This window comes from Vibrio sp. R78045 (assembly GCF_042466085.1).
Lineage (GTDB): Bacteria > Pseudomonadota > Gammaproteobacteria > Enterobacterales > Vibrionaceae > Vibrio > Vibrio cyclitrophicus.
The window spans coordinates 569,448-582,244 of record NZ_JAXHBS010000018.1; the positions used below are offsets into that span (position 1 = coordinate 569,448).

9 protein-coding genes are annotated in these 12,797 nt (G+C 43.9%); 3 read left to right on the forward strand and 6 right to left on the reverse strand.

Annotated features, from left to right (window positions below; all coding sequences use genetic code 11):
* Positions 1-34: 34 nt before the first annotated feature.
* On the reverse strand, positions 35-1,651 hold the full coding sequence (locus SJY39_RS24320; RefSeq protein WP_016788787.1) for a methyl-accepting chemotaxis protein: 1,617 nt from the start codon (positions 1,649-1,651) through the stop codon (positions 35-37).
* Between the two features lie 166 nt (positions 1,652-1,817).
* A complete protein-coding gene (locus tag SJY39_RS24325) occupies positions 1,818-3,251 on the reverse strand; it encodes a sodium-dependent transporter (protein ID WP_050543975.1) in 1,434 nt (477 codons plus the stop codon).
* Positions 3,252-3,617: 366 nt separating this feature from the next.
* Between SJY39_RS24325 and cls the strand changes: the two genes are divergently transcribed.
* The 3 genes from cls to SJY39_RS24340 all read left to right on the forward strand — a co-directional run bounded on the left by cls (position 3,618) and on the right by SJY39_RS24340 (position 6,672).
* Positions 3,618-5,072, forward strand: coding sequence for a cardiolipin synthase (gene cls / locus SJY39_RS24330; RefSeq protein WP_016768581.1), 1,455 nt, complete (start codon positions 3,618-3,620; stop codon positions 5,070-5,072).
* 188 nt (positions 5,073-5,260) lie between these two features.
* The gene (locus SJY39_RS24335; protein WP_010440111.1) at positions 5,261-6,445 is read left to right on the forward strand and encodes a cystathionine beta-lyase; all 1,185 of its coding nucleotides are present in this window, start codon (positions 5,261-5,263) and stop codon (positions 6,443-6,445) included.
* A gap of 20 nt (positions 6,446-6,465) precedes the next feature.
* A complete protein-coding gene (locus tag SJY39_RS24340) occupies positions 6,466-6,672 on the forward strand; it encodes a hypothetical protein (protein WP_016784622.1) in 207 nt (68 codons plus the stop codon).
* 45 nt (positions 6,673-6,717) lie between these two features.
* Here the strand turns inward: SJY39_RS24340 and SJY39_RS24345 are convergent, their stop codons facing one another.
* From SJY39_RS24345 to SJY39_RS24360, 4 genes are all read right to left on the reverse strand, one after another.
* Positions 6,718-7,284 carry a DNA-3-methyladenine glycosylase I gene (locus SJY39_RS24345; protein ID WP_010440106.1) on the reverse strand — a complete coding sequence of 189 codons (567 nt, stop codon included), beginning with the start codon at positions 7,282-7,284 and terminating at the stop codon, positions 6,718-6,720.
* Between the two features lie 250 nt (positions 7,285-7,534).
* Complete coding sequence (locus SJY39_RS24350) at positions 7,535-10,645, reverse strand: efflux RND transporter permease subunit (RefSeq protein WP_010440101.1); 3,111 nt, start codon at positions 10,643-10,645, stop codon at positions 7,535-7,537.
* A complete protein-coding gene (locus SJY39_RS24355) occupies positions 10,638-11,723 on the reverse strand; it encodes an efflux RND transporter periplasmic adaptor subunit (RefSeq protein WP_016790798.1) in 1,086 nt (361 codons plus the stop codon). Before SJY39_RS24355 ends, SJY39_RS24350 begins: the two co-directional genes overlap by 8 nt.
* A 1-nt stretch (position 11,724) precedes the next feature.
* Positions 11,725-12,759: an efflux RND transporter periplasmic adaptor subunit gene (locus tag SJY39_RS24360; protein WP_016788785.1), complete on the reverse strand. Its 1,035-nt coding sequence runs from the start codon at positions 12,757-12,759 to the stop codon at positions 11,725-11,727.
* Between the last annotated feature and the right edge of the window lie 38 nt (positions 12,760-12,797).

Genomic DNA, 12,797 nt, shown 5'->3' on the forward strand with positions numbered 1-12,797 from the left:
GAATCTTTAATCTCTATCCAACACGTACTAACCGCTAAGCCAGTTTAAACTTACCGACTAATGCTTCGAGCTCAGCAACCTTAGCGTTCAGGCCTGAAGTGTTTTCAGAACTGCGCGTCGCTAGCTGCAAGGATTGCTCAGATATATCACTGATTGCCGTAATGTCCGCTGCAATTTCTTTGGTTACAGCTGTCTGCTCTTCTGCTGCAGTAGCAATAGAGTTGACCATGCTTTGTACGTTACCAGCGCCGCTAACAATCGCTTCCAATGCTGAAACCGCACCTGAACTTTTCTCTACGCCAATCTCAACTAACCGACAGTTATCCTGCGTGTAAGTAACGGCTTCTTGCGTACCAGATTGAATTGATTGAATAATGCCCGACACTTCTTGTGTCGCTTTGGTTGTTCTCTCTGCCAACGCTCTCACTTCATCAGCAACTACAGCAAACCCACGCCCAAACTCGCCAGCACGCGCAGCCTCAATCGCAGCATTCAGAGCTAATAAGTTGGTTTGCCCAGCAATGTCCTCAATCACTTTAATAACGCTACCAATCTGCTCACCATGTGAACCGAGCGTATTCATTTGCACCGACATATCACTCATTTGAGCCGACACTTGCTCGATACTCGCAACCATTTCGACGATGACATTACGGCCATCTTCAGCCGAAGTTTCTGAACGACGTGCTTCTTCATAAGTCGAAGTGCCCTGCTGTGCTACCTCAGAAATAGTTAAGCTTAGTTCTTCAGCCGCTGTCGCTATCAGGTTTGCTTTGTCCGCTTGAGCAGATGCGCCAGAAACGATGTCTTGGCTAATTGACGACAACTCGCCTGTCACTGATTGGACTTGGTGAGTCACCGAAGAGATAGAACCTAGAAGGTCAACCAGCGATTTCTGCATCTGATTAATTGACTTAGCTAGGTCGGCTAACTCATCACCTGACTCATCAACAATATCCCCAGTAGTAAGGTCGCCATTTGCTACGCGTCGTGCCACTTGTTCAACGCGAGTTAAGCGGTTGGTAATCGAACTAGACAATACAAATGCAATCACACCACCAAATACCATCGCAAAGGCAGACAGTAACATGATGGTTTGTTCAATAGTGGTAAACGAATCCGTCAAGGTAAGCAGTGATTGTTCCGTATCTGCACGCTCACTTGCCGATGCCTGATCAAGTAAGTTTTCAATGGGGATAAGGTTCTTTTCATACAAGGCTCTAAGCTGTTGGATATTGGATAACAGCGCAGCCTCATTATTGATCTTAGGTACGAGTTTCGATTCAAACTCATGAGTAAAACGTCCCATCAGCTCTTCTATTCTCTGAATACGGCGATGGTCTTCAGATCCTCGACTCTCCAAACGTTTTGCTTGTTCGATTGCTTGAGTAAATTCGTTCTTGTTGGTTCGATAATCATTGAGTGCATTATCGACCAGAGTGATTGCACCCAGAGCATCTCGATAGACATCTCCAGCTTCATCGATCAAAACAAGGTAGGTAACGGTACCCGGTACATCATCTAATCTAATCTCATCGGCGCTCTTATGAGCGCCAATCACTTCCATCCATACAATACCGACTAACGTGACAAGCACCGCCAATATAGAGCCAAAACCGGCATACAGTTTCTTTCTCACTGACAATTTCAAACAACACCTACCTAAATCAAAATATAGCTCTAACAGCTATTCGTTCCATTTATATCGGCTATCAGACGGATACCTTTAATAATTATTTTTCTTAGATAATTAAGTTCCAGACATAAAAAAACGGGAGCTAATGAGCTCCCGTTTATCAAATTACTTTATCTTGCGATTAGAACTTCTTAGAAATCAGCGCAAAACCAGCAATGATACCAATACCTAGTAGCATGATTGCACCTTTACCGCTATCGAAGCCAGAAGAGATACCCATGAACGCAACGATTGCGATAGCTACAGGGATGATGTACTTAACTAGTGTGTACCATAGACCAAATAGTGGGAAAGAGACTTCACCGTCGTTAGTGATTTCTTTCTCTAGGTCTGCACGGTTTAGTCTCCAACCAGCGAAGATACATACCAACATACCGCCAACCGCTAGGAAAATCTTATCCGTTAGTAGGTCGAAAATGTCGAACGCGCCAGTATCAAACAGTGTTGGACCGAAGCCGCCAAGTGATAGAGAAGCGAAGATACATAGAATCGCCATTACAACACTTGCAGACAGTACCGCTGTTACACGCTTCATGCCTTTCTCATCGATTAGGTAAGAAACCACAACTTCAAGTAGAGATACTGAAGATGTTAGTGCCGCAACACTCAAACCAACGAAGAACATAAGAGCAAATAGAAGACCGATTACGCCGCCCATTTCAGCGAATAGCTGAGGAACAACAACGAATACTAAACCAGGGCCCGCTGCAGGTTCCATACCGAATGCGAACATTGCAGGGAACATTGCAACACCAGCTAGAATAGCAACACCAGTATCCATTGCGGTTACCATTGCTGTTGTCTGAACTAGGTTCTCTTTCTTCTTAAGGTAAGAACCGTATGTCATCATACAACCCATACCAAGACTTAGAGAGAAGAATGCTTGACCTAGCGCGGCTAGGATTACATTGCTGTCTACTTTAGAGAAGTCAGGACTGAATAGGAACTCAAGACCAGCCATCGCGCCCGGAAGCATAATGCCTTTGATTGATACTACAATAAGGATAATGAAAAGAAGCGGCATCAGGATCTTACCTGCTTTCTCAATACCACCAGAGATACCTTTCATAACGATAACAACGTTAAGTAGTAGGTATAAGCCCATCCACATTAGTGGTTGAACTGGGTTTGAGATAAAGCCACCAAAGCTATCACCAATTGCTTCTGGTGCGTCTAGAAGACCACCTGCAATTTTACCGATGTATGCGATTGACCAACCGCCTACTACTGGGTAGAAACCCATGATAAGTAGACCACTGAATACGCCGATAACGCCAGCGAACGTCCAACGACGGTCAGTTGTTTTAAATGCACCTACTGCTGATTTTTGCGTATGACGGCCAATCGCAAATTCAGTCAGCATGACACTGAAACCAATAAAAATTACAAAAAACAGGTAAATGGCAACGAATGCACCACCGCCACTTTCACCTGCTGTGTATGGGAATTTCCAAATGTTACCTAAGCCAACAGCAGAACCTGCTGCAGCCATTACGAATCCTAACTTCGAACCCCAGGTATCGCGGGGTGTTGTGGTTGTATTACTAGTAGCCACGTGTACTCCAAACTTTTGTGTTATGTGATGTTGTGTTTTGCTTTGGGTGGCGTCTTTAAAAGGAAGGTGTATAAATAAATTTACACACCTAAAAGATTTGATTGACGCTCGTTGTCTAGCAAGTAAACCAGTTTAAGAATAAAATTGGAAGTGCATACCGTACAAATTTCGTTAAAGATGTAAATTTTTATGGTTAAATGCCGACTTTTCATACAAAACAATCGTTTTCTTCTTAAGTTAACCAAAACTTAACAACTTTAACCTATTTACAGCTTTTGCTCTATTTTGTAAATAGTTGATTCCTTAAATTCCCATATCCGTTAAATAGCATTACTATCTAAGTGTCTCTTTTTTCGAGTATTCAATGTGGATAAGCTTTATCATTTTTTAACTTTGGCCTCTGTTGTTTTGTACTGGGTTCTCGTAGCCGGTGTGACGTTTCGTGTTGTACTAAAACGACGCTCTGTCAGCGTTTCTCTTGCTTGGCTAATGGTTATCTACATTATCCCGATTGTTGGCGTAGCTTGTTACTTCCTTTTTGGTGAGCTAAACCTAGGCCGAAAAAGGGCTGAGCGCGCACATCGTATGTTTACTCCCTTTGGTGATTGGTTCCGCCAATTAAATGATTGCCAACTGCATCTTCCCGGCAAAGTGGGATCCCCTATCCACAAAATCGATGAACTCTGTAATAACAGAATGGGTATTCCTGCGCTTAGTGGAAACACACTTTCACTGCAATCTTCACCCAATGAGATCCTACACGCCATTATCGAAGATATAGAAAACGCCCAGACCAGCATCAAGATGGTTTTCTACATTTGGCACCCTGGTGGCCTGACCGATTCCGTAGCTTCAGCTCTTATTCGAGCAGCCAAACGTGGTGTAGATGTTAAGGTCCTACTTGACTCAGCCGGTAGCCCTCGCTTTTTCAAAAGCCACTGGCAGTCAATGATGAAGGACGCAGGCGTTCAAGTCGTACAAGCACTAGAAGTGAGCCCATGGCGTATTTTTTTACGTCGCCTAGATTTAAGACAACACCGCAAAATCATTGTGATTGACGAGACTATCGCCTATACGGGTTCAATGAACATGGTCGATCCTGCTCACTTCAAACAAAGTTCCGGCGTTGGTCAGTGGATTGATGTAATGGTCAGAGTGACTGGGCCAACCGTTAATGTGTTATCCGCTATTCATGGCTGGGATTGGGAAGTTGAGACTGGTGAACGCATTCTCCCTGATATACCTGAATGCCCAGTTGAAGAAATCATGACACATCATCCGGTTCAAGTAGTGCCGTCTGGCCCTGGCATGCCTGAATATTTGATCTTACAAGTACTGACCATCGCCATCAATCAAGCGAATCATTCTGTACGTATTACTACACCTTATTTTGTGCCAAGTGCTGACTTACTCGAAACACTTAAGATGACAGCTCAACGCGGCGTAACTGTAGAACTGATCATTCCACACAATAACGATTCACTAATGGTTAAATGGGCATCTCGCGCCTTTTATACAGAACTACTTGAAGCTGGCGTGAAAATTTACGAGTTTTATGGCGGCCTTCTTCACACCAAATCAGTAGTGATCGATGAAGAGTTTTGCTTGATCGGAACCGTCAATATCGACATGCGTAGTTTGTGGCTCAACTTTGAAGTAACCCTTGCCGTTGACGACGTACACTTCACCAAGCAATTGTTTGATTTACAGCAATCCTATATTGAATCATCTCATCCCGTGGAATTAGAGCAGTGGGAACAGAGAAATTTACGTAACCGTTTCTTTGAGAGACTGTTCTATTTATTCAACCCGTTGCTTTAATACTCCTCGCTCGCCGACCACCATTGGCAACGAATAGTATCTTTGCGATCGCTTTTTAACTTTTCATCACAAATCGAGGAAAAGTTAAAAAGCAAAAGAAAACGTTAAAAACTCTCTCTCCCCTCTTGCTTTGATGGCTACTCGCATGTTTTAAATAGGACATAACCGATTGATAAGGAATTCACAGCATGTCCGAGAACAAAACCACTAAGCTCATCACTGCAGGTCGTGATAAGAAGTGGACTAATGGTGTCGTTAATCCACCAGTACAACGCGCTTCCACTGTCGTTTTCAACTCAGTAGAAGAAAAGCGCAAAGCTACGATTAATCGCGCTAACAAGACGCTTTTTTACGGACGTCGTGGAACCACCACTCATTTCGCTTTCCAAGATGCCATGGTTGAAGTTGAAGGGGGTGCGGGTTGTGCACTGTACCCGTGTGGTACAGCAGCAATTTCGAATGCCATTCTCTCTTTTGTAGAAACAGGTGATCATATTTTAATGGTTGACACCTGCTACGAACCTACTCGTGATTTCTGTGACACCATCATGAAAAAGATGGGGGTAGAGACAACTTACTACGAGCCAACGATTGGTGAAGGTATCCAAGACCTTATCAAGCCAAACACTAAGGTGCTGTTTACTGAGTCTCCAGGCTCTGTCACCATGGAAGTGCAGGATATTCCAACACTAGCACGTATCGCTCATGAACATGACATCATCGTTATGCTAGACAATACTTGGGCGGCTGGCGTGAACTTCTCACCGTTTGATTTTGGTGTTGATATCTCGATTCAAGCAGCGACCAAATACATCGTGGGTCACTCTGATGTGATGCTAGGTACGGCAGTCGCCAATGAGAAATGCTGGGATCAACTAAGAGAGCAAAGTTACTTGATGGGGCAATGTGTCTCACCTGATGATGCTTATTTAGGGCTTCGCGGCATTCGTACTCTTGATGTGCGTCTACGCCAACACGCAGAAAGCAGCTTGAAGGTCGCAAAATGGTTAGAGACTCGTCCTGAAGTTAACCATGTTCGTCATCCTGCTCTTGAGTCTTGCCCAGGCCATGAATTCTTCAAACGAGATTTTACTGGCGGTAATGGCTTGTTCTCTTTTGTACTAAACAACTCTAATATCAAAGCGACGACAGCGTTACTTGATGGAATGACACATTTTAGTATGGGTTACTCTTGGGGTGGATTTGAAAGTTTGATTCTAGCTAACGAACCAAGCAGTTTTGACAGCTTGAGAACTGTTGCCAATCCTAATTTCGAAGGTACCTTGATACGTGTTCATATTGGGTTAGAAGATGTTGATGACCTGATTGCTGATCTAGAGGCGGGATTAGAACGTTATAGCGCTCTGATTTAATCTGAGACGATAGGTCTAATATGCAAAAAAGGCAGGATATTCCTGCCTTTTTCTGTTTAAAGCATAACTCAAAAACAAATGTATCTACTCATATTCAGATACTTCAGCTCATAATACAAACCGCTCATAGTCCAGAAGCCTTCATAATCCAGAAGCTTTCAAAGCCAATATTGAACCTTAAAGCACATCCACTTAAAGATCTCAGAGCGATGAAAAAATGGCTATGAACTTTTCAATTTCTAAGTGATTGTTCCGCTGAAATAAATAACACTTTATTTGTGTGGGCAACCGACTAAATGATCATTGACCATACCTGTTGCTTGCATAAACGCGTAACAGATTGTCTCACCAACAAATTTAAACCCTCTCTTCTTTAAAAACTTACTCATCGCTTTGGATTGCTCTGTAGAGGCGGGAACTTGAGACATCTCGGTCCATTGATTTTTAATCACCTTATTATCGACAAACTGCCATAAAGCATTGGATAGGGATCCAAACTCTTTCTGAAGCTCAAGGGTTGCACGAGCATTGTTGTATACCGAAGCAATCTTGCCCTTATGCTTAACCACATCGAAGTGTTCGATAATATTCGGCACATTGTCTTCATTCAACGCAGCTAACTTATTAAGGTCATAATTGTCAAAAGCGGCACGATAACCCTCGCGCTTTTTAAGTATCGTGATCCAACTAAGGCCAGCCTGAGCTCCCTCTAAAGTAATGAACTCAAACAAAACTTGGTCATCATAAACAGGTACACCCCACTCAGCATCGTGATATTCCCTCTCAAGTTCGTGTTTAAGCGCCCATGCGCAGGTTCTATCTGATGTGTTTGTTTCCATTTAAAGTTCTCATTTGTATTCGTATATAAAAATAGTGCCCCAATTGGGAGCATTATTTCAAAGGTTAAATAGGGCGCGCTGACCTTTTGTAGTTAAATTTTGTTCGAAATAAAAGCTTTTTAATCGAGGCGAGGGGGAAGTAGCCTATTCATCCTAAGCAAATTATCCCTCAACAAAGAGTAAAACGCTTTTTGCGGGCCGCCCAGCTCGAACCCTTCGGGCAGCGTTTGCTGGTCAACACGCCCTAGCGTTAAGCCACTTCAATCTTATGGAATAGACGATACAACACAGGTACTACGATTAGCGTCAGTACAGTCGCAAAGCCTAAACCAAACATAATGGTTACTGCCATTGGCTTGAAAAAGATATCAGGCAGTAACGGGATCATACCTAAAATGGTCGTAATCGCGGCCATGCATACCGGACGAACACGGCTTAATGCCGCGTCAACAACCGCTATGTACGGATCTTTACCTGACTTCATTTCAATCTCAATTTGATCAAGTAATACGATACCGTTCTTAAGTAGCATCCCGGATAAACTCAAGAAGCCTAGCAATGCCATAAAGCCAAATGGTGTATTCAAGGCTAATAAGCCTGTCGTTACCCCAATTAGTGCTAATGGAACCGTCAACCAAACAATTAATGGTTCTTTTACAGAGTTAAACAAGAACACAGTAATCAAGAACATGAACAAGTAACCCAAAGGCATGGTTGTGAAAAGTGACGCCTGTGCATCAGCAGATGACTCATATTCACCACCCCACTCAAGTGAGTAACCCGGTGGCATCTCAATCGCTTCAATTTGCGGCTGTAAGCGCTTCTGCAGGGTTGAAGCGGTTTCTTCACCCAACAGGTCATTGTCGGCCATCACCGTTAGCATACGCTTACGGTTCTTACGAATGATCAGTGGGTCTTCCCATTCCAACTCGTAGCCTAGCGTGACTTGTTGCAGTGGGATGTATTCACTTAATGCTGGGCTCCAAATCTTCATGCCTTCAATGTTACGAATATCGATACGCTCATCTTCCGGTAAACGCGCGACGATAGGCATCAACGTAGTACCATCGCGGTACACACCAATCGATTTACCAGAGAAAGACATTGCTAGGAAATCATCAACGTCAGATTTGGTAATACCATAACGGCGAGCTTGGCTTTCATTGAACTGAGGCTCTAACACCTTGGTTCTTTCACGCCAATCGTGACGAATATTAAACGCACCGTCATCAGCACGCATGATATCCATAACTTGCGCAGCAATTGAACGCAGTACCGTTGGATCAGAACCTACAATTCTTGCTTCAATTTTTGCACCGCCACCTGGACCTAATTCAATTTGTTTCAGCTTGTAGTCTATTTCAGGGAACTGACTGTTTACGTGTTCTCGAAAACGCAGCATTAGTCCCTCAAGCACTTCATAACTCTTCACACGAACGGTTATCTCACCGTATGCGCTATAACTTTTTTCTGGAGAGTAAGTCAGCATGAAACGTTGTAAGCCTTTACCCGCCGTCGTCGTGATATGTTCGACTTCATCCTGCTCCGCTAACCAACCTTCAAGCACTTTAAGCTTGGTGTTGGTTGCTCGAATATCGGTACCTTCTGGCATCCACACATCCACTTGGAACATTGGCGTAGTTGAAGATGGGAAGAAGGCCTGTTTCACAAAACCAAAACCATAAACACTCGCGCCTAAACCAATAATCAGAACAAACATGGTAAGCCACGCGCGCTTCATACAGAACTCAAGGAAGTTTTTATAGATAACAAAAACCATCCCGTTGTATGGGTCCTTACCTTCGCTATCTGGGTCAATTTTTTGACCTTTAAAGAAAATATCAGCAAAGAACGGCGTAATTGAGATAGCAGTAAACCAACTCAGCATTAACGAGATAAGTAGAACCGTGAACAAGGTGCCACAGTATTCACCTGTTGAGTCTTCAGACAAGCCTATCGGTGCAAAAGCGGTGACCGCAATAACAGTTGCACCCAGCAGCGGCCATTTAGTTTGGGTAACGATATCGGTGGCGGCCTGCATCCGGGTTCGCCCCTTCTGCGTGCCGATCAATATCCCTTCCACCACCACAATGGCATTATCCACCAGCATCCCCAAGGCGATAACCAGAGCGCCTAGCGAGATACGTTGTAAATCGATTTTGAAATACTGCATAAAAATGAAAGTGCCAAAAACGGTCAACAACAGTATCAAACCGATCAACAAACCAGAGCGAAGCCCCATGAAGAACAACAACACAATAATTACGATGGCAACCGCTTGTCCGAGGCTGACCACAAATCCACTTACCGATTTATCGACTTCTTTTGGCTGGTTATAAACCTCTGAGATATCAATACCGACAGGTTGTTGATATTTCAGTTCTGCAAGTCGTCTATCAAAAGCCTCCCCCACCGCAACCACGTTCACTCCCTGAGCAAAGGAGACACCCAGGTTAAGCGCAAGTTTTCCGTTGTAACCAATAATGTTACTCGGTACTTCAACATAGCCACGCGTTACATCAGCAACATCTTTTAGGTAGATAAGCCCTTGAGCGCCACCTTCGGTAAGAATCAAATCGCCAAGTTGTTCTACGTTTTGGAACTCACCCGTTGGGTGGATCCGTATGTATTCGTCGCCAATCCTTACCGCACCAGCACTAGAAACGATGTTCTGAGTCGATAAAAGATTAAACACGGTTGTTGGCGACAGCCCCAAGGAGCTTATCCGCTTCATCGATATCTCAATGAAGACTTGTTCTTGCTGTTGACCAGAAACAGAAACTTTACTGACCCCATCGACCAACTCGAGTTCTCTTCTTAGGTAATCAATGTAATCCAACAGTTCTTTGTAGCTGTAACCATCACCCGTCACTGCAAGCAAAATACCGTAAACGTCACCGAAGTCATCGATGACTTGAGGATCATTAACGCCGGGTGGCAGTTCAACCTTGAGATCATTCACTTTTCGGCGAAGCTCATCCCAGATTTGCGGAAGATCATCTGGACCATAGTTATTCTTCATAGTTACCGTTACCTGAGATAGGCCACGGCTAGAGATAGAGTTCACTTCGTCTACATAGGTAAGCTGTTGAATGGCTTTCTCTAATGGGTAGGTAACTTCTTCTTCCACTTGCTGAGGCGTAGCCCCTGGGTAAGAGGTCACGACCATTGCATCTTTGATGGTAAAAGCAGGGTCTTCTAAACGCCCTAACCCAAAAAATGCAGAGACACCACCAATAAGAAAGATCAGAGACAGCATCCAGCTAATGACTTTGTTACGTATAAAGTAAGAAGCAACACCTGTGATCTGATCATCACCCTGTTGATCGTCATTTTGGGGCTTGTTATTTACTTCACTCATTGTTCGTCTCCTGAGACAATACTTCCACTGTCATCCCATCTCGCAATCGCGATACGCCTGCAACAACGACATGCTGCCCCACTTCCAATCCTTTCATTATCTGCAACGTTTTCTGGTTTGCTTTTCCTAACACAACTTGCTGCTTCGAGACGGTGTTGTCGTCATTGAGTACCCAAACATAAGAGTTTTGACGCGTTAACTCATCGCCATCGGCATTAAACACAGCTTCAATTGGAATCAAAACTCCAGCTTTCAATTCCAAGCCGATATCTCGCCCGTTTGAAGTCACTTCCACAGCCATACCATCAAGAATCAAGTCATCTTCTGGCATAGGTAAAGCAAGTGTCACTGTAAAGGTACCCGTACTTGGGTCCGGTTCGGTTGTGAACTCTTTAATACCTGCGGTGTATTCGTTACCGCTTGGAACTCTCACTACGGCTTCAACATTCGAGAGCAATGTTTCATTGGGTTGATTCACATAGATTTGATCGGGCAGCTGGATCACCACCTCGACATCTTCAATGCTGTGAATATTTACGATTTGTTGGCCAACCTGAATGTTTTCATATTGGTCGACACTGACTCGAGAGATAATTCCATCAACTGGGGCGCGAAGCTTAGTGAACGACAAGCGCAGTTTTGCTAATTCAAGTTCGGCGTAAGCAATTTGTCGTTGAGCGGCAATTTCATCAAACTGAGACTTAGCCAATAGGCCTTTTTTAACAAGTGGACTTGAACGTCGGTACTGGCTATTGATTACTGTGTATCGTGCTTGAGTGTTATCCACCTCCAATTGGTAGTCGGTAGGATCCAACTCAGCAATAATATCTCCAGCTTTAACCCGCTCACCCTCTTTCACATCGAGCTTATTGATTTCACCTGCAACTCGAAAACTGAGATGAGCTTTCTCCGCAGCGTTTGCGACTGCGGGGAAGTAGAGTTTATCGCTAAAATCGATGACTGAGATCTCAATAGCTTTAACCAAAGGAGTGTTATTGACTTCCACAACTTGCTTATCTTCACAAGCTGTAAGTAAGGCCAAACACGACATTCCTGCAACTACCTTAAGTACTTTCATGTTATAGCCCCCTTTCCTTGATCCACTCACGAACTTTGACGCCAGCTTCAAGACCATTAACACCAGAAGTCACAACTCGGTCGCCATCGTTTAGGCCAGACACGATATGACGCTTTTCATCAATCACAATGGCTACGTTTTCAACAATACCGTCGCTATCTACGCGCCAGACTGAGACATCATCCCCATCGGTCATCATTGCTGACGTTGGAATTTTGGTTGCAGCCGCCTGTGCTGAAACCAAATTTACCGTGCCAGACATACCCGGTAAAATGCCGACATCAGTTGGTCTTTCCATAACCATAGTGACTTTGTATGAGCCTGTTGTAGGGTCGGCTTCAGTATCCACTTCTTGGAAGGTTAAAACGTAAGAGTTTTCAGGAAACGCATCAAAAACCATGGTTGCATCTGTCTCAAACCCTGAAGAAAAGCGCGTAATAAGTTGGTCGGGCAATAAGAATACGACTTTAAGAATTTGATTGGTTTGAATATTCATCACACCTTGCTTGGCTGCGATGTATTCATGGTTTTCAGCGGGAATAATGGAAATCGTTCCATCGTAAGGCGCAACCAAAGTGGTATAGCGAAGGTTCGCTTTTGCTTGGTTAAGAACCGCTTTAGCCGAATTATGATTTGCTTTGGCCTGATCGAAATCTTGCTCTGATACCACTCGGTCTTTACGCAACTTTATTGAACGTTGGTATTGAACATCGGCTAATTTAAAATTCGCTCTCGCTTGCTTTTCTAACAACTGATATTCATCAGGATTGAGCGTTGCAAGTTCATCACCCTTGTTAACCTGCTGACCAGACGTAACGTCAATGCTCTGCAATAAACCAGGAACACGAAATGCAAGTACCGCTTTGTCGCCGGCTTCAGTGGTGGCAGGGAAACTACGTTCAAAGGCATTACTGCCAACGGAGACAGTGAAGAGTTTGGCGGGTCTAGATTCAGGCTCAGGTACCGGAGGAAGCTCCTTACCACACCCAGACAACCCAGCTAAGGCTGTCAAAAGGACAACGGAGGCTCTATACATTGGTGATCATCCATATCTATAAATATTTTTATAACATA